This window comes from Pantoea sp. S-LA4 (assembly GCF_054482835.1).
Window position 1 is genome coordinate 2,395,469 of sequence record NZ_JBTLRC010000002.1, and the last position, 24,109, is coordinate 2,419,577.

Here is a 24,109-nt window from a genome sequence, read left to right on the forward strand (position 1 = left end):
CTGATTTCGGGGCGCCTCGCGCCCCGTTTGCCATAAGGACGGACTATGTTACAGATTGATCGCCTGCCCGCTGAGATCCAGCGCCCTGCCTACGACCGTAGCCAGCTTAAAACCCGGATGGTGCACATCGGCTTTGGTGCCTTTCACCGTGCCCATCAGGCGCTGTGCAGCGATAAGCTGGCCGCCGAACACGACAGCGATTGGGGTTACTGCGAAGTTAACCTTAACAGCGGCGAACTGATTCAGGCGCTGCGCAAACAGCAACTGCTCTATACCCTGACCGAAATGGCGGATGATTCGCTGCAGACCCGGGTCATCGGCGTGATCACGGCGGCACTGCATGGCAAAGGCGACGGCATTGATGCGGTAATCGACGCGCTGTGTCAGCCCGATGTGGCGATTGTCTCGATGACCGTGACGGAGAAAGGCTATTGCCACCAGCCGGCCAGCGGCAATCTCAATCCGGCTCATCCCGACATCGTCCATGATCTGCAAAACCCGCAGTCGCCACGTTCGTTGCCGGGTCTGATTCTGGCCGCGATTGCCCGGCGTCGCGAGCTGGGTCTGCCACCTTTCAGCGTGATGTCGTGCGACAACATGCCGGAGAATGGCCATGTGACCCGCAACGTGATTGTGCAGCTGGCACAACGGCAGGATAAGGCGCTGGCTGATTATATCCAGCAGCAGATCACCTTTCCGTCAACCATGGTTGACCGCATCGTGCCGGCGATGACCGAGGCTGCCTTTGATGCGCTAGCCGAACGGCTCGGCTCCCGTGATCCGGTGGCGGTGGAAGCGGAACCCTTCTTTCAGTGGGTCATCGAAGATAACTTTGTCAGCGGTCGCCCGGCGTGGGAAAAAGCGGGTGCCGAACTGGTCTCCGACGTGCTGCCGTATGAAGAGATGAAACTGCGGATGCTGAATGGCAGCCACTCTTTCCTCGCCTATCTGGGTTACCTTGCCGGTTATCAGCACATCAGTGACTGCATGGCGGACCCGCACTTCCGTGCCGCAGCCCGTTCACTGATGGTCGATGAGCAGGCACCGACCCTGCGCACCCAGGGCGTGGACCTTGAAGCCTATGCTGATTCGCTGATTGCCCGCTATGAAAACCGCGCCATCAAACATCGCACATACCAAATCGCCACTGACGGATCGCAAAAATTACCGCAGCGTCTGCTGGACAGTCTGCGCTGGCATCTGCGTAACAACAGCCGCTGCGAACTGCTGCTGCTGGGCGTGGCAGCCTGGATGCGCTATGTCGGGGCCATTGACGAGCAGGGCCAGCCGATTGAAATTCGCGATCCGCTGAAAGCCACGCTGGCAGAGACGGTCGCCAGCAGCGAAGAAGGCGCGCCGCGTGTGCGTGCGCTATTGGGTCTGCGCGAAATCTTTGGCGACGATCTGGCGCAAAACGCCGATCTGGTTGCCCGACTGACCGCCTATTATCAGCAGCTGACGACTCAGGGCGCGCGGGCGACGGTACAACAGTGCATGAGCCAGGCATAACCGCCTGGTGACAAAGCACTGGCGCAGACGCAGCGTGCTGATTAGACTGACTCTTTCCCATCGGGCTGGCATCAGCCAGCCGTAATATGGATATTGCTGCATGTCGATCGCTTATACCATTACCACCAGCGAACCGGTGAATCAGCAGATTTACCGGTTTCTGCGCAAAGATATCGTGACCTGTGCGATTCAGCCTGGTTCGCTGCTGTCGGAAAAAGAGGTCTCTGCGCGTTTTAACGTCTCTCGCCAGCCGGTGCGGGAAGCGTTCATCAAACTGGCCGAGGCCGGGCTGGTACAGGTATTGCCGCAGCGCGGCACCTTTGTGCGTAAAATCTCTGCCAAACGGGTGGCGGATGGTCGCTTTATCCGTGAAGCGGTGGAAGTGTCGGTGGTGCGTCGTGCCGCGCTGGAGATTGGCGAACCGGCGCTGATGGTGCTGGCGCACAACCTGCAACTGCAGCGTATGGCCGCTGAGCGGCATGACAGCCAGGCGTTTCTCAGCCTGGATGATGAGTTTCACCGGCTGATTGCCGAAAGTATTGATTGTAAGCTGGCGTGGGAAACGGTCGAGAACATCAAAGCGGCGATGGACCGGGTGCGTTTTCTGACGCTGAGTGAAGTTTCCCCGCCGGAAAGCCTGATTGAGCAGCATGAGGAGATTTTCGCGGCGTTAAAACAGCACGACCCTGACGCTGCCGAAGCGGCGATGCGCCGCCATCTGCAGGAGATGATCTTCTCGATTACCCCTATCGCCGAGCGCAACAGCGCATGGTTTGAAGCCCCCTGATACCGCTGCGTCGCCCTGTTCAGGGACGACGCAACGCTGTTACCACCATTGATGAAAGTGGTGTACCGGCCCAATCCCCTGCCCGACCTCCAGTGAATCTGCCTGCAACAGCGCCTGCTGCAACCAGGCTTTGGCCTCAGCCACCGTATCTGCCCAGTTCGCATAGCGGGGACGCAATGCCGCCAGCGCTGCTGACAGCGTACAACCGGTGCCGTGGGTATGCCGGGTATTGACGCGCGGCGTGCTGAACCGCAGCTGATCCGAAGGCGTCAGCAGCCAGTCCGGACTGTCGTCAGCCGTAAGATGTCCGCCTTTCATCAATACCGCCTGACATCCCGCTGCCAGTAACGCCTCGCCCTGCGTCCGCATCTGCGCTTCATTCTGCGCTACGGCACATCCCAGCAACGCCGCCGCCTCCGGCAGATTCGGCGTGATCAGCGACACCTGAGGCAGTAACAGTTCGCGCACGCTGGCAATTGCATCCGGCGAGAGCAGCGCATCGCCGCTTTTCGCCACCATCACCGTATCCAGTACCACAAAGGGAATTTCAGCGCGCTTCAGCCGTGCCGCGACCCGTTCTACTATCGCGGTTTCCGATAACATGCCGATTTTCGCGCTGTCGATACGCACATCATCCAGCACTGAATCGAGCTGAGCGGCGACAAAGTCAGGATCGATGCGGTAGACCGACTGGACGCCTCGGGTATTCTGCGCCACCAGCGCGGTGATCACGCTGGTGCCATAAGCGCCTAGCGCCGAAAAGGTTTTCAGATCGGCCTGAATCCCCGCTCCGCCGCTGGGATCGGTACCGGCGATGGTCAGGGCATTAATGCGCTTCATGGTTCACCTCCAGCGTCCAGAGCGCATCAAGAAACGCCGTGGCAAAACTGCCGGGACCGGTCGAGCCTGCCGCTGCCTGCTCACCGGCGCGTGCCATCACCTGACAGGCCGTCGCCACGTTGAGCAGCCGGTCACCGGTCAGACTGCTAAAGGCCGCCACCACCGCCGACAACGCGCAGCCGGTGCCGACCACCCGCGTCATCAGCGGGCTGCCGCCGTGAATGGCAAAAGTCCGCAGACCGTCGGTAGCGTAGTCCACTTCGCCGGTCACGATCACCAGCGTCTGATAGTCACGGGCCAGTTGCCGGGCCGCCTCCAGCGCCACATCCGCCTGATGCAGGCTGTCTACTCCGCGTCCGCCGCCGGCCTGCTGCGCCAGCGTCAGAATCTCTGAGGCATTCCCCCGGATCACCGCCGGTTGCTGGCTCAGCAGCTGCTGACAGAAAGTCGTGCGCAGCGTCAGTGCTCCAACGGCCACCGGATCCAGCGTCCAGGGCGTGCCGGCCTGACGGGCAGCCGTGATCGCCGCCTGCATCGCCTGCTGGCGCTCAGCGGTCAGCGTCCCGACATTAATTGACAAGGCATCGGCAAAACCGCTGAACTGCGCGGCCTCCTCTGCATCAATCACCATCGCTGGCGAAGCGTTAAGCGCCAGCAGCACATTGGCGGTAAAGTTTTGAACCACGTCATTGGTCATGCAGTGCACCAGTGGTGACTGGCGACGGAAGCGGTGCAGAATGGGCGCGAATTGCGCAGCAGAAAGGTGTTGAGATTGATGATTCATCATAGCTCCCAACCGGCGAACAAGAAGGCGAATGCGGTCAGGCATCAGACTTCCCTACGCTGGCATTATCCAGTTCAGGTTCAACGGGTATTTCTCAGCCTTCACGTGGAAGGGCACCCCGAGTCATATAGAATAAAATCAAAAACTTTTGATTAGCATTTCATTTATTCATGTTCTGGATAATGCCAGTGGGAAGCCAAAGTCTCAACCCTAAAAAATGCGCTGTGTCCCAACTTGTATCCCTGGATGCGTCCCAAAATATAAATTCTAGAGACAAAAAAAACCCTCCCGGATGATGCCAGTCATTTAAAACTGATTGACATAAAACCAAATTGCTCGCATTTGAATTTACAAAAACCCAATCATTTGCTGAATCGAATTTAATAATTCTTGTTGTGTGTAACGATGAGATTGCATTGTAATATTTTCTGGATGGTGTATATGATTACGGATGAATGTTTGCAACGAAGTATCCACAGGAGATTGCGCAACACTTTTAACCTCCTTAACCCATATTTTATCAAGCGCAATCCCGTTCGAACTTAACCATTGTTCCATTGCTCTTTCACTGGGGCAGGATTTTTTCTCTTGCAAATAACCATATAATTCATTATGCAATTCAACAGTTGCTAGATTGTATGCTTTAAAGTTAATCTCACCCCAAGATGGAGACCAAGGAAACCATGGGGACGTATCAGCTCTTTCCACAATATTTTTGTTATTCTCTTTTTTGAAAACAAACAGGCCAACATTTTTAAGATAAGGAGAAGACAAAATAAAAGGAGAATGCGTTGTAACAAAGACCTGTCTACTTTTAGATATAAGCATCAAAGCCTCTAAAAGTTTTTGTTGGCCTGATGGATGAAGACAAATTTCGGGTTCGTCAATGAAAAGATAAAATGGCTTGCTTATACCTGCACCATGAGCATTACATGTTATCTCAGCGTAAACCTGAAGTAATGATAAGGCCAGCGCCCTTTGCATACCATGCCCCTTTTCTCCCATAGGGACATTTACCCCATCATCAATCATGATAGAAATAGTTTTGAAGAAATTCTCTACTTGCAACTCTTCAAAAATGAAAGAAATATTTGCCATACCAAATTGAGAGGAAAAAACATCCTTAACCTGATTTTCAACTAAAGATATTTTCTGCCTCAATTCTGATTCAGGATGATTGAATACGAGATGATACTGTTCCGAAAACGCTCTATACTCGTCTGTTGCAATATGGCCCAATGCTATCTCTTTTAAAAGAGAACCACATATAGTTGTAGACCCAAATTTTGCTTCATTGCTTGGATTTGTATCAGCCCAAATGAAATTATTATCATAAAATTTCTTAAAAGGCGCATCTATGCCGCTTGGATTAACAAACTCATCTCCGTTCCAAAATAATATTTTCTTCTCACCAACCTCGCTACATCTCTTGACTCTAAAATAACTCACACCCTCACTTTCATAAATATGCGAAGAGAATGCTGCAACTTTATTTGTTTGTACATGAGCAGCAATTACTTCTGATAAATTACCAGTAAAAGTTAACTCAGCTGAAAGTTTTTCAGGAATATCGTCCGGAATTGACTTGCTTATAATATCTTCGATGTTTTTTTTAGTGCCATCTTTAATAAAATCTATAACTTCAAAAACGGTGGATTTCCCAGCATTATTTTCACCAACAAAAACATTAAGCCCACTACCTTCAGTTTCACCATCGGGAATATTAAATTCCAATTTATTATTTTCCCCATGAAATCCTTTAAAGTTCTCAACCTTCAGTTTTTTTATAAACATCATCAATCCTTTATGTTAGCTGTGTATAAAACAATAGCTTTACTTAGCACACCATATTTTCACCTAATTTATATCACCCAAATTTCACTAAAACTATGACATTTACCAAACAATTAGCTTTTACAACACAATCTATCAATGACGTAACAAACATTTTTCATAGGAAAATATGAAAGCATCTCCATATGATCCTTGTGACGTTTTTTTTCATATTCAAGCACATACTACAAGTGCGCCAAGGTAACCAGCCAGTCTGATTGAAATGATGGTGTTCCGTAAATTGTGAACTAATTGCCTATGTACATAACCGTCAAGCTGCTGGATACCAAGCTGATAGCGTAAATCAGCTAAGACTACGCCTATCTTGGACATGTTTTTCCGGACACAAGCGAGAATATTGTTTCCACTGTCGATGAAAAAAACCGCGAAATCCCATCTCGATAAGTTTAGAATAGATCACCACTTGTTGTTTAGTATTCTCTGTTTTCCCTGCCCGCTTTCTCCGCTCGGTAGATAGTGCCGCTGCTATCCTCGTTATATTTGATCTGTGACTTATTTAGCCTGGCAGTGTGGCTATCGGCCCCTAACGTCTTACAGAAAACTAATTATCGGACAGACGAAAACGGACGTTCTAAAAACCGTTACGTTTGATGGTACGACGTATGGTTGTATGTTTCATTTATTGCGCATTGATATGGTACGGCTTAACAAAACAGGAAAAACACATAACACATTGATTTAAATTATAATAGTAACAATAAAAACGCTGGCATTATCCAGTTCAGGTTCAACGGGTATTTCTCAGTCTTCACCAGCAAGGACACCCGAGTCACGTTACAGCCTGCAACATAAAGAGCCGTCGCAGCGAAAACCAGTCACCCCTGCGCGATCAATCCTCGCGCCGGTAACACTTCGTATGATCCCGATCAATTCCTGTGACGGCAAAAACAGGCTTAATGCTGCGGGCTATAAATATACCTCTTTTGAGGTAGGTAATATTAGCGCCCTGCGGGGATGTTATTTCCATTGATAAGCTGCATCACGCCATAATAATTAGCCTGCGCACAGCATCGCAAAAAAAACACTTATTTTCATGGAGTTGAACGACTCCGGAAGCGGAACTTCATACTATTCAGGATGTATGATGCGATTGTCAGCGCTTATTCCTCACCGCCATCGATGGCAGGACATTAATATCGAACGTCATGGTGCCACTGCGCCAAATGGCAGACACTATCTTTCCACGTATATTTCCGCCCGCTGTTCGGGCTGCGGCGAAATGATTCATCGTGTCTATTATCGCGATATCAGCGATCGGCAGGCGCGCCGCTGGCTGGGCTAAAAAGCAGACAGATCGAGATTTATCGCCACGGCAGGTTACCTGTTGGTTAACAATTTGTTAGGCTGATAATTATTAGCTGCCTGAAATGAACCGCCGTATGCCTCTTCTGCTCAATAGCCTCAGTCATCAAATTTATCTGTCTGCACCGCTGTTTATCCTGATCCTGCTCGGTTACGGACTGACCCGGCTGGGTAAATGGCCCGCCAGCATCAGCGAAGGGATGAACCGCTTCGTGTTCAACGTCGCGCTGCCCTGCATGCTGTTTGGCGTGATGAGCCATTTCCACCAGAGTCCGCCGGTTGACGCGCGGCTGCTGCTGGCCTTCTTTGGCAGTTGCCTGCTGGTATTTATTGTCGGCCGGATCGTGGCGAAACGACTGTTTAAGCTGGATGGCGTGGCAGGCTCGGTCTTTGCGCTGGGCGGCATCTTTTCGAATAACGTGATGCTGGGCATTCCGGTGGCTACCGTGCTGCTGGGGCCGGCTTCCCTGCCCTCAGTGGCGCTGGTGCTGGTATTTAACAGCCTGATCCTCTGGACGCTGCTGACGGTATCGGTGGAATGGGCGAAACAGGGCAGCTTTTCAATGCAGGGGCTGGGACGCACGGCGATCGGCGTGCTGAAGAATCCGCTGATTATCGGCATTCTCAGCGGCACCGCCTGGAGTTTTCTGCAGCGCCCGTTGCCGCTGCTGGCCGCTGAGCCGCTACGAATGCTGGGATCGATCGCTGCGCCGCTGTCACTGGTCACGCTGGGCATGAGTCTGGCCCATTACCGGGTGCGTGAAGGCCTGAAAGAGAGCTATACCCTCTGCCTGCTCAAGCTGGTGCTGCAACCGATGACGGTATGGGCGATCGCCTGGCTGACCGGCCTGCCGCCGCTGGAGAGTAAAGTAGTGGTGCTGTTGGGATCGATGGCGGTCGGGGTGAATGTCTACCTGATGTCACAGAAATTCAACGTGATAACCGGCCCGGCTGCCGCCAGCATGTTGTTTTCAACCCTGTTTGCTGCGGTGACGACGCCGTTGTGGATGATGCTGATGACGCTGGCGGGATACTAAAAAAAAGCCCCTCAACATCTGTCGAGGGGCTGTTGCGTGGCTATCGCAAAACTTATTCAGCCACTTTGGTGCGAATCAGGTAATCAAAGGCGCTCAGCGAGGCTTTTGCACCTTCGCCGCTGGCGATAATGATCTGTTTGTACGGCACCGTGGTGCAGTCACCGGCCGCGAAAACGCCTTTCAGGCTGGTTTCGCACTTGGCATCAATGATGATTTCACCCATTTTGTTACGCTCAACGGCGCCTTCCAGCCACGGGGTGTTAGGCAGCAGACCGATCTGCACGAAAATACCGGACAGCGGCAGTTCGTGAGTGGTCTGGCTGGTACGGTCGATATACTGCAGACCGGTCACCTTGCTACCGTCGCCTTTCACTTCGGTGGTCTGGGCATTCAGGATCACATCAACGTTTTTCAGGCTGCGCAGTTTATCCTGCAACACCTTGTCAGCACGCATCTCACCGGCAAATTCCAGCAGCGTGACGTGTTCAACGATGCCAGCCAGGTCAATCGCCGCTTCAACGCCGGAGTTACCGCCGCCGATCACTGCGGTACGTTTGCCTTTAAACAGCGGGCCGTCACAGTGCGGACAGTAGGTAACGCCTTTGGTGCGATACTCTTCTTCGCCCGGCACACCCATGTTACGCCAGCGTGCGCCGGTCGCCAGGATAATGCTGCGTGATTTCAGTACTGCGCCGGAGGCAGTTTCAACCGCGTGCAGGCCGCCCGCAGCCGCCGCCGGAATCAGTTTGATGGCGCTCTGGCTCTCAATCACATCGACATTGTAATCATCGACGTGTGCGCGCAGTGAACCAGCCAGTTTGGCCCCTTCGGTTTTCGGCACAGAAATGTAGTTTTCGATATCCACAGTGTCCAGCACCTGGCCGCCGAAACGTTCGCCCATCAGACCGGTACGAATGCCTTTACGGGCAGAATAGATTGCTGCTGCTGCGCCCGCCGGTCCGCTACCAATGATCAGAACGTCATAGGCGTCACGCTTGTTCAGCTCTTCAGCGGCACGTTTGTCGGCGTTGGTGTCCACTTTGCTGACGATTTCTGCCAGGCTCATGCGGCCCTGACCAAACTCTTTACCGTTAAGGTAAACCGCCGGCACGCCCATCACGTTGCGTTCCTGAATTTCATTCTGGAACAGGCCACCGTCAATCGCGGTGTGGCTGATGCGTGGGTTCAGCACCGCCATCAGGTTCAGCGCCTGTACCACATCAGGGCAGTTGTGGCATGAGAGCGAATAATAGGTTTCGAAATGGAAATCGCCATCCAGCGCGGCAACCTGATCCAGCAGGCTCTGCGCTTCTTTCGATGGGTGCCCACCGGTCTGCAACAGCGCCAGCACCAGTGAGGTAAATTCGTGACCCAGTGGCGAACCGGCAAAACGCGGGCCGTTGTTCGAACCTGGGTTAGTGATTAAAAACGACGGTTTACGGACCTGACGATCGTTCTCTTCGCGGAAGCTGACCTTATCAGACAAGCCTGCGATGTCGACCAACAGTTCACGGATCTCGGTTGATTTGGCACCCTCATCCAGAGTGGCAATCAACTCAACAGGTTTGGTTAATTTCTCAAGGTAAGCCTTGAGCTGAGTTTTCAAATTTGTGTCGAGCATAGTGATATCCTGGTCAAAAAATCGGGTGCCGTGGCACCCGATGAGAGAAAGATCGAAAGGCCGAAGCGGGATTAGATTTTGCCAACCAGGTCCAGAGATGGAGCCAGTGTTGCATCACCTTCTTTCCATTTCGCCGGGCACACTTCGCCTGGGTGAGAGGCGACGTACTGTGCCGCTTTCACTTTACGCAGCAGGTCAGAGGCGTCACGGCCAATGCCTTCCGCAGTGATTTCGATCGCCTGGATGATACCTTCCGGGTCAACGATGAAGGTACCACGGTCAGCCAGGCCTTCTGCTTCGCGCATGATTTCGAAGTTACGGGTCAGCGCGCCAGTCGGGTCGCCGATCATCGCGTACTGAATCTTCGCAATGGTGTCTGAAGAACCGTGCCAGGCTTTGTGGGTAAAGTGGGTGTCGGTTGAAACGGAGTAGATATCTACGCCCAGTTTCTGGAACTCTTCGTAATGATCGGCTACGTCACCCAGTTCGGTCGGGCAAACGAAGGTAAAGTCAGCCGGGTAGAAGAAGAACACACTCCATTTACCTTCAACGTCTTTCTCGGTTACGTCGATGAACTCGCCGTTTTTGAATGCTGCGTTTTTAAACGGCTTGATTTTGGTATTGATAATAGACATCTGATGGCCTCCGTTGAATTATGTGATGTACGTTACAGAATTTCCGGGCCAACATCTAATATGCAGTCGTTATCAATCAAATAAACGAAAGCTATCAAACGCGGAAAGCGTGATGCTCTCTGGCCCGCGAGGCAGTGTACAGCGAATGGCGCGACAATTAACCCGCTTTATCTTTTCCAAATCTTTTCCGCCAATCGCTGCTAGCTTTGTAAGACCGGAGATAAAGGGAGCTGACTTGTGGAGATTCGTCCGTTTACTGAAGCCGATCGACCTTTTTTGCGTACGCTGTTTCTGGCATCGCGTCGGCATAACTGGCACTGGCTGGATGGCAGCGACTGGCAGCTGGAAGACTTTGATAGCGTGATCCTCGGTGAAACCGTACTGGTGGCCGAGAGCGACGGTCAGCGGGTCGGCTTTGCCGGCCTGCTGGAGAATGACAATTTCCTGCATAGCCTCTATGTCGCGCCTGACTGGCAGGGCCGCGGTGCCGGCAGCGCGTTGCTGGAAGCGGTTCAGGCGCGCTTCACCTCGACCGGCGCGCTGAAGTGTCTGTCGATGAATAAAGCAGCTCAGGCGTTTTACCTGAAACATGGCTGGAAAATGATTTCACAGGGCGAAGGGGAACAGGGAGGCTATGTGCTGATGCACTACCCGCTGGCGTCTGAATACACCAGCGGGTCGGGCCGGGCTTAGAGCGCGCGGAACGCGATATCGCCAGGGATCACCTCGCCCTGCCAGTAAAGCTGGGCGGCAACCCGTCCGGCAAGCTGGCGGTAGAGCGCGGTAAATTCACTCTCCGGCCGGCGAATCACCGTCGGCTGGCCTTCATCCAGATCTTCTCGCAGGTTAATGTGCAGCGGCAACTGGGCCAGTAGCTGAGTCTGGTAATCAGCCACCAGTTTTTGTGCCCCACCGGTACCGAAGATCGGTTCGTGGAAGCCGCACTGGCTGCAGATGTGCAGGCTCATGTTCTCTACCACGCCCAGCACCGGCACGCTGACTTTCTCAAACATCACGATGCCTTTGCGGGCGTCGATCAGCGCGATGTCCTGCGGCGTGGTGACCACCAGCGCGCCGGTGACCGGGACATTCTGCGCCAGCGTCAGCTGGATATCGCCGGTGCCGGGCGGCATATCCAGCACCAGATAATCGAGCTCCGGCCACAGGGTTTCGTTGAGCAGCTGCATCAGCGCTTTGCTGGCCATCGGGCCGCGCCACACCATCGCGTTATCGTCCGTTACCAGATAGCCGATTGAGTTAGTGGCCAGCCCGTGCGCCATAATCGGTGCCATATGGGTCCCATCGGGCGAGGTGGGCCGCTCGTGTTCGGTGCCGAGCATATTCGGCACCGACGGGCCATAAATATCGGCGTCGAGGATGCCGACGCGCGCGCCTTCGGCGGCCAGCGCCAGCGCCATATTGACAGCGGTGCTGGATTTGCCCACGCCGCCTTTGCCGGAGCTGACGGCAATAATATTTTTCACGCCGTTAACGCCCGGCTGATTTTTCACCCGCTTCAGGGTGGCGATATCGTGGCTTAAACGCCAGTCAATGGCGCGCGTGCCGGTCAGGCGCAGCAGCTCCGCGCTGGTTTCAGCTTTCAGTTCTTCAAAGGCGCTGGCCCAGGCAAACGGCATAATCAGTTCGATATGCAGTTTGCCGTCGAGCTGCGCCACATGATGTAACGCTTTCAGCGCGGTGAGATTCTGTTGAAGCGTCGGATGCTCAAAGCCTCTCAGCACGCCAACCACGATGGCGCGCAGGGCTTCAGGCGTATGCGGTTCCCGGGATTGTGCTGTCATCCCCCACTCCTTTTTTCTGCTGTTCTTACGCTGTGCTTCAGCGATGTATTGTCAATGATATCAGATGGCCAGGGTTTCGCGGCGACTGGCGGTGGCGAATCCCTTGTGTTTACGCCAGCGGAGCCTTCGGTTACCATCTAAGCCCGTTTTTTCAATCAACAGAAAGCTACGCAAACTATGACTCAAGTCGCTAAAAAAATTCTGGTAACCTGCGCGCTGCCTTACGCGAACGGATCAATCCATCTCGGCCACATGCTCGAGCATATTCAGGCAGACATTTGGGTGCGTTACCAGCGAATGCGTGGCAATCAGGTTTACTTCATCTGCGCCGATGACGCGCACGGCACGCCGATCATGCTGAAAGCGCAGCAGCTTGGCATCGCGCCGGAGCAGATGATTGCTGAAATGAAACAGGAGCACGAGGCGGATTTTGCCGGTTTCAACGTCAGCTATGACAACTATCACTCAACGCACGGTGACGAGAACCGCCAGCTCTCGGCGCTGATTTACGGCCGCCTGAAAGAGAACGGTTTCATTAAGAACCGCACCATTTCTCAGCTCTACGATCCGGAAAAAGGGATGTTCCTGCCGGACCGTTTTGTTAAAGGCACCTGCCCGAAATGTAAATCTGCCGATCAGTATGGTGATAACTGTGAAGTCTGCGGTGCAACCTACAGCCCGACCGAACTGATTGATCCGAAGTCAGTGGTCTCCGGTGCGACGCCGGTGCTGCGCGACTCTGAACACTTCTTCTTTGATCTGCCATCGTTCAGCGCCATGCTGCAGGCCTGGACCCGTTCCGGTGCGTTGCAGGATCAGGTCGCCAATAAGATGCAGGAGTGGTTCGAATCGGGTCTGCAACAGTGGGATATTTCGCGTGATGCGCCCTATTTCGGTTTCGAGATCCCGGATGCGCCAGGCAAATATTTCTACGTCTGGCTGGATGCGCCAATCGGCTACATGGGCTCGTTTAAGAACCTGTGTGACAAGCGTGGCGACATCGACTTTGATGAATTCTGGCGTAAAGACTCCACCACCGAGCTCTATCACTTTATCGGCAAAGATATCGTCTACTTCCACAGCCTGTTCTGGCCGGCAATGCTGGAAGGCAGCGACTTCCGCAAGCCGAATAACCTGTTTGTGCACGGTTATGTGACAGTGAACGGGGCCAAGATGTCGAAATCGCGCGGCACCTTTATTAAAGCCAGCACCTGGCTGCAGCATCTGGATGCCGACAGCCTGCGTTATTACTACGCAGCTAAGCTCTCGTCCCGCATCGACGACATCGACCTGAATCTGGAAGATTTCGTTCAGCGCGTGAATGCTGACATCGTGAATAAAGTGGTTAACCTGGCCTCACGTAACGCTGGCTTCATTACCAAACGCTTTGACGGCAAGCTGGCGGCTGAACTGGCCGATCCGGCGCTCTATCAAACCTTTGTGGATGCGTCAGAGAAGATTGGCGAAGCCTGGGCGAGCCGCGAGTACAGCCGCGCCATCCGTGAAATCATGGCGCTGGCCGATCTGGCAAACCGCTACGTGGATGAGCAGGCACCGTGGGTGGTGGCGAAGCAGGAAGGCCGTGACGCCGATCTGCAGGCGATCTGCTCAATGGGGATTAACCTGTTCCGCGTGCTGATGACCTGGCTGAAGCCGGTGCTGCCGTCGCTGAGTGCGCGGGCAGAAGGCTTCCTTAACTGCGAACTGAGCTGGGATGCGATCCCGCAGCCGCTGCTGGATCACCAGGTCGCGCCGTTTAAAGCGCTCTACAGCCGCATTGAAATGGCGAAGGTTGAGGGGCTGATTGAGGCGTCGAAAGAAGATGCCGCCGCGGCCAGCGCGCCGGCAGCCAGCGGTCCGCTGGCGGATGCGCCAGTAGGTGACACCATCACCATCGACGATTTTGCCAAAGTCGATATGCGGGTGGCGCTGATTGAGCAGGCCGAGCTGGTTGAGGGCTCGGACAAGCTGCTGCGTCTGCAGCTCGACCTGGGTGGCGAGAAGCGTCAGATCTTCTCTGGCATCCGCGCGGCCTATCCCGATCCATCGGTGCTGGTCGGCAAGATGACCATCATCGTGGCTAACCTGGCTCCGCGAAAAATGCGCTTTGGCATCTCCGAAGGGATGGTGCTGTCAGCCGGTCCTGGCGGCAAAGATCTGTTTGTGCTGTCGGTAGACAGCGGTGCGGTACCGGGTATGCCGGTTAAGTAACCGCCCGCCATGATCTTTCCTTACTGCTGGCAACAGCAGTAGGGGAAGATCGTTTCTTCGCCCTCTTTTTCCTCACTCCTCGTTCCTCTTCTGTGTGGGTTTATCTTCTGCTCTGCGCCACCGATCGTCTGCCTGGTGCCTGTTATGTGATCGCTAGCACGCTAAGCGGTTAATGCGTATGATGAAGCTCAGTGAAAACAGGAGCCTGTCATGCTCACCGTGCTGTCTGTCTGCGGGCGCTACCTACGTGCCTTTATTATCATTTATCTCTGCTTATACAGTGGCAACGGCATCGCCTCGCTGCTGCCCATCACCATTCCTGGCAGTATTCTTGGAATGCTGATCCTGTTCGCCCTGCTGGCATCTCAAATCCTGCCGGTCAGCTGGGTAAAACCGGGCTGTCATCTGATCATTCGTTACATGGCGCTGCTGTTTGTGCCGATCAGCGTCGGCGTGATGAGCCACACCGATATTCTCAGCGCCCAGTTTGGTCCGATCGTCATCTCCTGCATCGTCAGTACCTTTGTGGTGCTGGCTGTGGTCGGCGTAAGCGCTCACCAGCTCCATAGCCGCCGCCCGGTGAGGGAGTCAGAGGATGAGTGATATCTGGTGGTCGCTGCCGCTGACGCTGGCGGCTTTCTTTCTGGCGCGCAAGCTGGCGCTAACCCTGAAAATCTCGCTGCTCAATCCGCTGCTGGTGGCGATGGCGATTATCATCCCGATCCTGCTGCTGTTGCAGCTGCCCTACTCGCGCTATTTTGCCGGCAGTCAGATTCTCAATCAGCTGCTGCAACCGGCGGTGGTGGCGCTGGCGCTGCCGCTGTATGAGCAGATGCATCAGATTCGCGCCCGCTGGAAGTCGATCATTGGCGTCTGTTTTATCGGCAGCCTGACGGCGATGGTGTCGGGCACCGCCATCGCCTTGTGGCTGGGTGCTACGCCGGAAATTGCCGCCACGATCATTCCCAAGTCGGTGACCACGCCGATTGCGATGGCGGTGGCCGGTTCGCTGCACGGCATTCCGGCGATCAGCGCGATCTGCGTGCTGATCGCCGGCGTGCTGGGCGCGGTATTCGGTCATATGCTGCTGAATCTGCTTGGCGTCAAATCTAAAGCGGCGCGCGGCCTGGCGATCGGCAACGCTTCTCATGCCCTTGGCACCGCCCGCGCCGCAGAACTTGATTATCAGGAAGGGGCATTCAGCTCACTGGCGCTGGTGATCTGCGGCATTATCACCTCACTGCTAGCCCCGATTATTTTTCCGGTTCTGCTGCACTGGTTTGGCTAAAACTTTGCGAGAGATCTCGCAAAGTTGAAACATGCAACACAGGTTGCATTGTCAGAGCGATGTGGATCACATATAAACCGATGACTGGCATATCGCCCTGCTGAATTTAATGAGGCTCTCATGCATTCACGTTTCCTCTCCGCCTTCGAGGCGTTGCCGTCAACTCTGCAAACGGCGCTGGCTCCGCTGCTGGACGCGCCTGACTTTCAGGCCGTGCTGAGCGCCGACCAGGTCGCGTCGCTGCAGCAACAGACTCAGATGGACGCCGATGCGCTGGCGCTGGCGCTGCTGCCACTGGCAGCGGCCTGTGCCGTAGCGACGGTGTCACACTTTAACGTCGGTGCTATCGCTCGTGGCGTCAGCGGTACCTGGTACTTCGGTGCCAACATGGAGTTTACCGGCACGCCGCTGCAACAGACGGTACACGCTGAGCAGAGTGCCATCACCCACGCCTGGCTGCGCGGTGAACGCCGGCTGGAGACCATCACGGTCAACTACACGCCGTGCGGCCACTGCCGTCAGTTTATGAATGAACTCAACAGCGGCACAGAGATTCGTATTTCGCTGCCGCAGCGCGCCATCAGCACCCTGGCGGATTACCTGCCTGATGCCTTTGGCCCGCGCGACCTCGACATCACCACGCTGCTGATGGACGCGGTCGATCACGGCTATCGTGCTGACGGCGATCCGCTGGTACAGGCTGCCGTTGCGGCGGCCAACGCCAGTCACGCGCCCTACAGCCAGTCACACAGCGGCGTGGCGCTGGAAACCGAATCCGGCACCATTGTGACCGGTCGCTATGCTGAGAACGCGGCGTTTAACCCCAGCTTTCCGCCGTTACAGGCCGCGCTGGTGCTGCTGAATATGCAGGGTGGACACAGCAGCCAGATAAAAAGAGCGGTGCTGGCAGAAGTCGAAAATGCCACGCTGAGCCAGTTTGCCGCCACGCAGGCCACATTACAGACCTTTGGTTGCAGTGAGCTGCTGGCTGTCAGATTGCACAAAGCATAACCGGCTGTCAGAAAGGCCACAGTTTTGTGACCTTTTATGAACAAATGCTGTACTTCTGTGGGAAATTTCATAGGATCTGGCGCCAGAATTCACGTCATGACAAATTACTCTGAATAATTCGGGTTGCAGGATAGCAGCAGGTACGTGAATGATTCGCAGCGGAAACTCGGCCGCTGCACTGCTCCTGCAGCCTGAGCTATAACGGGTAAGTAAACTGGCGCTACCTTTCCGGCGTGACGCCAGACAACACTGCAACCGGAGCATCACTGCATGGAACTCGACTACGAAAGTAAACGTCCGCTCTACATCCCTTACGCTGGCCCGATATTGCTGGAATTTCCCCTGCTCAACAAAGGCAGTGCCTTTAGCATCGAAGAACGCAACGAATTTAATCTCAATGGCCTGCTGCCGGAAGCGGTAGAGTCAATTGAAGAGCAGGCGCAGCGTGCCTGGCGTCAGTTCCAGGACTTCAAAAACAATAACGATAAGCACGTCTATCTGCGTAATATCCAGGACACCAACGAAACGCTGTTCTATCGCCTGCTGGATAACCATCTCGAAGAGATGATGCCGATTATCTATACCCCTACCGTCGGCGCTGCCTGTGAACACTTCTCTGAAATTTATCGCCGCGCACGCGGGGTCTTCATCTCTTACCCGAACCGCGACCGTATCGAAGATATGTTGCAGAACGCCACTAAACAGAACGTGAAAGTGATTGTGGTTACTGACGGTGAGCGCATTCTGGGTCTGGGTGACCAGGGCATCGGCGGTATGGGCATCCCGATCGGTAAACTGTCGCTTTACACCGCCTGTGGCGGTATCAGCCCGGCCTATACCCTGCCGGTGGTACTGGATGTCGGTACCAATAACCAGCAGTTGCTGAACGATCCGCTCTACATGGGCTGGCGTCACCCGCGTATTACCGGCGAAGAGTACGATGCTTTCGTTAACGAATTTATTCAGGCGGTAAAACGCCGCTGGCCGAAAGTGCTGTTGCAGTTCGAAGATTTCGCCCAGAAGAATGCCATGCCGTTACTTAACCGCTATCGTGATGAAGTCTGCTGCTTTAACGACGACATTCAGGGCACCGCCGCGGTCACCGTCGGGACACTGATCGCCGCCAGCCGCGCCGCCGGTAGCCGCCTGTGCGAACAGAAAGTGGTGTTCCTGGGCGCCGGTTCTGCCGGTTGTGGCATCGCGGAACAGATTATTGCGCAGATGAAATCGGAAGGTCTGAGCGATGAAGAAGCGCGCAGCCGGGTCATGATGGTGGATCGCTTTGGTCTGCTGACCGACAAGCTGCCTAACCTGCTCGATTTCCAGAGCAAGCTGGTGCAGAAAAGTGAAAACATTCAGCACTGGGATGTCACCAGCGACGCGATTTCGCTGCTCGACGTGGTGCGTAACGCCCGGCCGGATATTCTGATTGGGGTATCGGGTCAGCCAGGGCTGTTCACCGAAGAGATCATCCGCGAGATGCACAAGCACTGCAAACGCCCGATCGTCATGCCGCTCTCTAACCCGACCTCACGCGTTGAAGCGACGCCAGCCGACATCATCGCCTGGACCGACGGCGCGGCACTGGTCGCCACCGGCAGCCCATTCTCGCCGGTCAGCTGGAACGGAAAAATCTACCCGATTGCCCAGTGCAACAACTCCTATATCTTCCCCGGTATTGGTCTGGGCGTTATCGCCTCAGGTGCCAGTCGCGTGACGGATACCATGCTGATGACTGCCAGCCGTGCCCTGGCTGACTGCTCCCCGCTGGTTAACGATGGCGAAGGTCCGGTTCTGCCTGAAATCAAAGATATCCAGGGCGTGTCGAAAATCATCGCTATGGAAGTCGGTAAAGCGGCACAGCTGGCAGGTGTGGCTGTCGTCACCTCTGAAGATGTGCTGTCGCAGGCAATTGCCAACAACTTCTGGCTGCCGCAATACCGTCATTATCGTCGTACCTCGATCTAATCGTGCGCTGCCGGACCTATTCTGGTCCGGCAATGCTCAAAAAGAGACCAGCCAACCGGCACTAACTTGCTTCGCTGCGGCGGCTCAAGTAGCCTTGTGCCATCTCACCATTCTGATATCGAGTCTCCAGGCGCATGCTGAAACGCGTTTTCATTGGACTGCTTTTCATCATCCTGCTGATGGTGGCGACGGCGCTTGGCCTTGATCGCTGGATCAGCTGGAAAACTGCGCCCTTTATCTACGAGAATGTTGCCTCTTTGCCACATCGTCAGGTCGGTGTGGTACTGGGTACGGCTAAATATTATCGCACCGGCGTCATCAATCAGTATTACCTCTATCGTATGCAGGGCGCGCTGAATGCCTACAACAGCGGCAAGGTCAATTATCTGCTGTTAAGCGGTGATAACGCGCTGCAAAGCTATAACGAGCCGATGACCATGCGCCGCGATCTCATCAAAGCCGGTGTCGATCCGGCTGATATCGTGCTGGACTATGCCGGTTTCCGTACCCTGGATTCGATTGTCCGCACCCGTAAAGTATTCGATACCAACGACTTCATTATCATCACTCAACGCTTCCACTGTGAACGTGCGCTGTTTATCGCGCTGCAGCTTGGTATTCAGGCGCAGTGTTATGCCGTGCCCTCGCCGAAAAACATGCTGAGCGTGCGTTTCCGTGAGGTCGGTGCGCGATTGGGTGCGCTGGCTGATCTGTTCCTGCTGAAGCGGGAACCCCGCTTCCTCGGGCCGCTGGTGCCCATTCCGGCGGTGCGCGAGGTCCCCGAAGATGCGCAAAGTTACCCGGCGGTGACGCCGGAACAGTTGCTGGAACTGGAACAGAAGCTGCGTAAATAGCTCACGCACAGCGGCTTCTTTATGCTGTGCTGACTGTGACGCCCATGCTGGGGTCTTATAGTACGTGCAGGGCTCCGGGAGCCTGCCCTTGCGCAAAGACGCAAAACCGCCCTCCGTGGCGGGCTCAGCATGGGCGATGCCGCAGCTCATCCCTGAGGTGCGCCCGTAGCCGGGCCAACGTTTGCGTTGTTAAAAACGCTCCCGGCTTTTTTGTCCCTGGCCCGCGATGCTTTGCTACCGGCATATGACCCTTCGCTTTAACTTTTGTCGCCGTCTAAAAGTGAAGACCAGTCTGCTGTGATATTTAAGCTCACACCTCTCATGCTATTACAGCGAATTCAGCACGACTCCCCCTTAGGGTCTCTACAGATTGCTGAGAAGTTGGAGCAGGGTGAATCTGATAGCAATGACTAAGCTCAACGCGCAGGGAACACGGTCAGAAGAGGAAAGCGTCCCGCGCCAGGGATGGCGCGGGCCGAGCATGTCATGGATGACGGCTTTTGCGACTTTCCGATCTGACCGTGTTCCCTTCGCATACTCCGTCTCACAGCAACGACACCAGCACTCTTCCCTATAAAAAGCGTTCTGCGGAGAAATGACACGGGCCGGGCGTGTCATGGACTGGCCTTAGCGTTTTTCCAGTCTGGCAGTGTTCCCTAACCAGCCCCAATCTCACAGCAACAACGCCAGCACTTTTCCCATAAAAAAAAGCGACCCGAAGGTCGCTCTGCTTTTCTGACGTCATCGCCAGCGCATTATTTTTTGCGCGAGTATTTCAGCGAATCCAGCGCCACGGCGAAAATGATGATGCCGCCTTTGATAATGTACTGCCAGTAAGGGTTAACACCGATATAGGTCAGGCCGTAGTTGATAACGGTGAAGATCAGTACACCGGTCACCACGCCCGCCACGCTACCGACACCGCCGGCGAAGGAGACGCCGCCGACCACACAGGCCGCAATCGCATCCAGCTCATACATAAAGCCGAGGTTGTTGGTTGCCGAGCCGATACGGCCCGCTTCCAGCATCCCGCCGAAGGCGTAGAACACACCGGACAGCGCATAGATCATGATCAGGTTCAGGTTGACGTTAACGCCTGAGACTTTCGCCGCTTCCGGGTTACCACCGATAGCAAAAATGTTTTTACCGAAGCGGGTTTTGTTCCACAGCACCCAGACAAACACAATCGCAATCACCGCGTAGAAGGTAATGAACGAGAGCTTGAAATCACCAAAGCGTAAGAAGCCCTGGGTAAATTTCGAGAACCCAGCATCAAAACCGGCAATCGGTGACGCACCGACAAAATCGTAATAGAGCGAGTTAATGCCATAAACGATGATCATGGTGCCGAGCGTGGTAATAAACGGGGTCACCTTGAGGTAGGCAATGATCACACCGTTGACCAGACCAATCACGCCGCCAATGATGCAGACGGTCAGGATTACCAGCGGAATCGGCACGGTATCCAGCGACGGGAACACCTTGTTAGCGTTGTCCATCGCCTGCAACAAGGTTGCTGCGACGACCGCAGCCAGACCGACCTGACGACCCGCGGAAAGGTCAGTACCCTGGGTAACGATCAGCCCCGCCACACCCAGTGCAATAATAATGCGCACCGAAGATTGGGTCAGAATGTTACTCAGGTTCATTAAACTTAAAAATGTCGGGTCCTGGAAAATAATAATAGCCAGCAGTACCAGCAGCACGACATAAATGCCGCCCTCTTTTAACCAGGTTAGCGCATTCTTTTTTGTAGTCGCTTTCATGTTAACAGCCCTTGCTTCATTAAAGGTGTAATGACGCTAAACGCAATATTTCGTTCTGCGTGGTGGTTTTGGTATCAACAATGCCTGCTACCAGACCATTACTCATCACCAGAATACGGTCGGTAATGCCTAACAGCTCTGGCATTTCGGAAGAGATAATAATGATGCCCTTTTCTCTTTTCGCCAGCTCAGCAATCAGCTGGTAAATTTCGAACTTTGCCCCGACATCAATACCGCGCGTCGGTTCATCAAGCATCAGGATTTCAGGCTGGGTCAATAACCAGCGACCAATAATGACTTTTTGCTGGTTACCACCCGAAAGCGAACCAATCTGCGTATGGTGACCTGGCGTTTTCACCCGCATTGAATCGATCACCCATTGGGTATCACTCTTCATGCGTTTATTATCCAGCAGCCCCATACTGTTTTTATATTTTTTAATATTGGAAATAAGCGAGTTAAAACCAATATCCAGAAAAGCATAAATCCCGGTCGAACGTCGTTCTTCCGTTACCAGCGCGAAACCGTGGTTAATAGCTTCGTTGGCGCTGTGATTATTAATCGTTTTACCGTGCAGTTTAATGGTGCCGCCCGATTTTTCGCGAATGCCAAACAGCGTTTCGACGATATCGGTACGTTTAGCGCCCACCAGTCCGGCAATGCCGAGAATCTCCCCTTTACGCAGATCAAACGAGATGTCGCGAATCGATGGCTGACGCAATGACGTCAGGTTACGCACCTCAAGAATGGTTTCACCCGGCACGTTGGTCCGGTCCGGAAAGCGCTGGTTCAGTGAACGGCCAACCATCATTGAGATGATCTTATCCATGTCCAGCCCGTCAAGCGGCTGGGTGGTGATCCACTGTCCATCACGCAGAATGGTGATTTCATCACACAGCTGGAAAATCTCTTCCATCTTGTGCGAAATATAAACAATGCCGCAGCCGCGATCTTTCAGTTTACGAATAATGGTGAACAGATGATTGACCTCTTTCTCGGTTAACGAGGAGGTAGGCTCATCCATAATCACAATTTTCGCGTCATAAGAGAACGCTTTGGCAATTTCAATCATCTGCATTTGCGACACGGAAAGATGCGCCACTTTGTCGCGTGGATCGATATCGATATCCAGCTCGTCAAAGATCGCCTTGGTGTCGTTATACATTTTGTCCTGATCGACAAAGAAGCCTTTACGGGGATAACGCCCCAGCCACATGTTGTCCATCACGGTACGCTGTAATACCAGGTTTAATTCCTGATGCACCATCGACACGCCATTTTCCAGCGCCTCTTTGGAGCTCTTATAATCGATCTCTTTACCCTGAAACAAAATGCTACCGGTATCTTTCTTATAAATACCAAACAGGCATTTTAATAAGGTAGATTTTCCGGCGCCGTTCTCGCCCATTAATGCATGAACAGAGTGAGGCCGCACTTTTAAATTGACATTATCTAATGCTTTAACGCCGGGAAATGATTTACTGACATCGGTCATTTCCAGCAGATATTCTCGCTGCGCGGTCGTATTATCACTGGCCATAATTTACCTGGCTAAAAAACGGTGGTGACATAAAAAAGGCGCGACAGCGGTCGCGCCCGCAATCGATCTTATTTCACGAACTGTGACAGATTTTCTTTATCAACCGGAACGTAAGGAACGCGGACGATCTTATCAACCATCTTGAAGTTAGTTCCGTCGGTGGCGGTTTTGCCATTTGCCAGGTTGTTGGCAATATCCAGCGTCGCTTTCGCCTGGTTTTCCGCATCGTTCAGCACGGTACCGGCCAGCGCGCCCGATTTCACCAGCGCCAGTGCTTCTGGCAGTGCATCGACGCCGAACACCGGAATCGAGGTCATGTTGTGCGCTTTCAGCGCTTCAACCGCACCCATCGCCATGGCATCGTTGTTAGCGATAACGACTTCGATTTTTTTGGCGTTCGGGCCTGACAGCCAGGCATCCATCTTGTCTTTCGCCTGAGCGGTGTCCCACATCGCCGTATCCATCGCTAGCTGCTGGGTTTTCAGGCCATCTTTGTTCAGGGTATCGATCACATATTTGGTACGTGCTTCAGCATCAGGATGACCTGGCTCGCCTTTCAGCAGCACGAACTGAATCTGACCATCTTTGTTCAGATCCCATGCTGGGGTCGCTTTCCAGTGCTTCTCAATCAGCTGGCCCTGGATGATGCCGGACTCTTTAGAGTCGGTACCGACATAATAGGCTTTGTCATAACCGGCCAGCACTTTGGCATTAGGTTCTTTGTTGAAGAACACCACCGGCACTTCATTCGCGCGCGCTTTATCGACCACTACCGCGGCAGCCGCCGGGTCAACCAGGTTAATCGCCAGCGCTTTCACGCCTTTCGCCATCAGCACGTCGATCTGATCGTTCTGTTTAGACTGGTCGTTCTGCGAGTCATTCATCAGCAGCTGAACGCCACCGATGGTTTTCGCTTCTTTCTCGATGTCTTTGCGCACCATCGACATGAAGTTGTCATCATATTTGTAAATGGTCACGCCGATACGGGTGTCAGCTGCGTGAGCGGTTGCACCAAACATCATGCTGGCAACCAGTGCTGTGAGCGTGAAAACCTTCTTATTCATGGTATCTCCGGTTTTTTATGCAGGGTCTTTTTAGCTCTGCCGCGCCACAGAGGCGGGAGAACAATCGGTAAAACTGATCGGCGATGCGGAGTAGACACAACGTTACGCTAAGCCGCTGGACCGCCGTCCAAAATCTGACTTCCCTGTACGCAAACGCTTCCGTGAATATGAATATGTTGTGAACCATTTCATCCAGTGACTGAAGCGGTGCCTGATGCGGTTACGCGGGCGTTACA

At 53.9% G+C, this 24,109-nt stretch carries 20 protein-coding genes and 1 riboswitch; of the genes, 11 read left to right on the forward strand and 9 right to left on the reverse strand.

Annotated elements, in window-relative coordinates; translation table 11 throughout:
- Window positions 1–45: 45 nt before the first annotated feature.
- Window positions 46–1,509, forward strand: coding sequence for a mannitol dehydrogenase family protein (locus ACX3P5_RS12060; RefSeq protein ID WP_458968769.1), 1,464 nt, complete (start codon window positions 46–48; stop codon window positions 1,507–1,509).
- A 100-nt stretch (window positions 1,510–1,609) separates the two neighbouring features.
- On the forward strand, window positions 1,610–2,296 hold the full coding sequence (locus ACX3P5_RS12065; RefSeq protein WP_233987610.1) for a GntR family transcriptional regulator: 687 nt from the start codon (window positions 1,610–1,612) through the stop codon (window positions 2,294–2,296).
- Between the two features lie 39 nt (window positions 2,297–2,335).
- On the opposite strand, the gene thiD is transcribed toward ACX3P5_RS12065, so the two are convergent.
- The 3 genes from thiD to ACX3P5_RS12080 form a co-directional block, all read right to left on the reverse strand.
- Window positions 2,336–3,136, reverse strand: coding sequence for a bifunctional hydroxymethylpyrimidine kinase/phosphomethylpyrimidine kinase (gene thiD, locus ACX3P5_RS12070; protein ID WP_233987609.1), 801 nt, complete (start codon window positions 3,134–3,136; stop codon window positions 2,336–2,338).
- A complete protein-coding gene (gene thiM / locus ACX3P5_RS12075; RefSeq protein ID WP_458969183.1) occupies window positions 3,123–3,920 on the reverse strand; it encodes a hydroxyethylthiazole kinase in 798 nt (265 codons plus the stop codon). Before thiM ends, thiD begins: the two co-directional genes overlap by 14 nt.
- Before the next feature lie 34 nt (window positions 3,921–3,954).
- Window positions 3,955–4,051, reverse strand: a riboswitch (TPP riboswitch).
- 217 nt (window positions 4,052–4,268) lie between these two features.
- Window positions 4,269–5,714 (reverse strand): ATP-dependent nuclease, encoded by a 1,446-nt coding sequence (locus ACX3P5_RS12080; protein WP_458968770.1) that lies wholly within the window; start codon window positions 5,712–5,714, stop codon window positions 4,269–4,271.
- Window positions 5,715–6,858: 1,144 nt separating this feature from the next.
- On the opposite strand from ACX3P5_RS12080, the gene ACX3P5_RS12085 reads away from it, so the two are divergent.
- Window positions 6,859–7,056, forward strand: coding sequence for a hypothetical protein (locus tag ACX3P5_RS12085; RefSeq protein ID WP_233988147.1), 198 nt, complete (start codon window positions 6,859–6,861; stop codon window positions 7,054–7,056).
- A 97-nt stretch (window positions 7,057–7,153) separates the two neighbouring features.
- Window positions 7,154–8,113 (forward strand): AEC family transporter, encoded by a 960-nt coding sequence (locus ACX3P5_RS12090; RefSeq protein ID WP_458968771.1) that lies wholly within the window; start codon window positions 7,154–7,156, stop codon window positions 8,111–8,113.
- 52 nt (window positions 8,114–8,165) lie between these two features.
- Here the strand turns inward: ACX3P5_RS12090 and ahpF are convergent, their stop codons facing one another.
- Both ahpF and ahpC read right to left on the reverse strand, forming a co-directional pair.
- On the reverse strand, window positions 8,166–9,734 hold the full coding sequence (gene ahpF / locus ACX3P5_RS12095; protein ID WP_233987606.1) for an alkyl hydroperoxide reductase subunit F: 1,569 nt from the start codon (window positions 9,732–9,734) through the stop codon (window positions 8,166–8,168).
- A 71-nt stretch (window positions 9,735–9,805) separates the two neighbouring features.
- Complete coding sequence (gene ahpC / locus ACX3P5_RS12100) at window positions 9,806–10,369, reverse strand: alkyl hydroperoxide reductase subunit C (protein WP_010617942.1); 564 nt, start codon at window positions 10,367–10,369, stop codon at window positions 9,806–9,808.
- Window positions 10,370–10,606: 237 nt separating this feature from the next.
- Here ahpC and ACX3P5_RS12105 point away from each other — a divergent pair, with 237 nt between their 5' ends.
- Window positions 10,607–11,062 (forward strand): GNAT family N-acetyltransferase, encoded by a 456-nt coding sequence (locus ACX3P5_RS12105; RefSeq protein ID WP_233987605.1) that lies wholly within the window; start codon window positions 10,607–10,609, stop codon window positions 11,060–11,062.
- Here ACX3P5_RS12105 and apbC read toward each other — a convergent pair.
- Window positions 11,059–12,171 carry an iron-sulfur cluster carrier protein ApbC gene (apbC, locus tag ACX3P5_RS12110; RefSeq protein ID WP_233987604.1) on the reverse strand — a complete coding sequence of 371 codons (1,113 nt, stop codon included), beginning with the start codon at window positions 12,169–12,171 and terminating at the stop codon, window positions 11,059–11,061. The genes ACX3P5_RS12105 and apbC overlap by 4 nt on opposite strands.
- A 177-nt stretch (window positions 12,172–12,348) precedes the next feature.
- On the opposite strand from apbC, the gene metG reads away from it, so the two are divergent.
- From metG to sanA, 6 genes are all read left to right on the forward strand, one after another.
- Complete coding sequence (gene metG, locus ACX3P5_RS12115) at window positions 12,349–14,382, forward strand: methionine--tRNA ligase (RefSeq protein ID WP_458968772.1); 2,034 nt, start codon at window positions 12,349–12,351, stop codon at window positions 14,380–14,382.
- Window positions 14,383–14,592: 210 nt separating this feature from the next.
- Window positions 14,593–14,985 carry a CidA/LrgA family protein gene (locus ACX3P5_RS12120; RefSeq protein ID WP_233987602.1) on the forward strand — a complete coding sequence of 131 codons (393 nt, stop codon included), beginning with the start codon at window positions 14,593–14,595 and terminating at the stop codon, window positions 14,983–14,985.
- Window positions 14,978–15,670: a CidB/LrgB family autolysis modulator gene (locus tag ACX3P5_RS12125; protein WP_233987601.1), complete on the forward strand. Its 693-nt coding sequence runs from the start codon at window positions 14,978–14,980 to the stop codon at window positions 15,668–15,670. The genes ACX3P5_RS12120 and ACX3P5_RS12125 overlap by 8 nt, the downstream gene beginning before the upstream one ends.
- A gap of 120 nt (window positions 15,671–15,790) precedes the next feature.
- Window positions 15,791–16,681: a cytidine deaminase gene (cdd, locus tag ACX3P5_RS12130; RefSeq protein ID WP_336755619.1), complete on the forward strand. Its 891-nt coding sequence runs from the start codon at window positions 15,791–15,793 to the stop codon at window positions 16,679–16,681.
- Window positions 16,682–16,951: 270 nt separating this feature from the next.
- Window positions 16,952–18,649 carry an NAD-dependent malic enzyme gene (locus tag ACX3P5_RS12135; RefSeq protein WP_233987599.1) on the forward strand — a complete coding sequence of 566 codons (1,698 nt, stop codon included), beginning with the start codon at window positions 16,952–16,954 and terminating at the stop codon, window positions 18,647–18,649.
- A gap of 134 nt (window positions 18,650–18,783) precedes the next feature.
- Window positions 18,784–19,503: an outer membrane permeability protein SanA gene (gene sanA, locus ACX3P5_RS12140; RefSeq protein ID WP_233987598.1), complete on the forward strand. Its 720-nt coding sequence runs from the start codon at window positions 18,784–18,786 to the stop codon at window positions 19,501–19,503.
- A gap of 755 nt (window positions 19,504–20,258) precedes the next feature.
- Here the strand turns inward: sanA and mglC are convergent.
- The 3 genes from mglC to mglB all read right to left on the reverse strand — a co-directional run bounded on the left by mglC (window position 20,259) and on the right by mglB (window position 23,873).
- Window positions 20,259–21,269 carry a galactose/methyl galactoside ABC transporter permease MglC gene (gene mglC / locus ACX3P5_RS12145; RefSeq protein ID WP_233987597.1) on the reverse strand — a complete coding sequence of 337 codons (1,011 nt, stop codon included), beginning with the start codon at window positions 21,267–21,269 and terminating at the stop codon, window positions 20,259–20,261.
- A 19-nt stretch (window positions 21,270–21,288) separates the two neighbouring features.
- Window positions 21,289–22,809 carry a galactose/methyl galactoside ABC transporter ATP-binding protein MglA gene (gene mglA / locus ACX3P5_RS12150; protein WP_233987596.1) on the reverse strand — a complete coding sequence of 507 codons (1,521 nt, stop codon included), beginning with the start codon at window positions 22,807–22,809 and terminating at the stop codon, window positions 21,289–21,291.
- A gap of 68 nt (window positions 22,810–22,877) precedes the next feature.
- Complete coding sequence (gene mglB, locus ACX3P5_RS12155; RefSeq protein ID WP_336755620.1) at window positions 22,878–23,873, reverse strand: galactose/glucose ABC transporter substrate-binding protein MglB; 996 nt, start codon at window positions 23,871–23,873, stop codon at window positions 22,878–22,880.
- Window positions 23,874–24,109 lie beyond the last annotated feature (236 nt).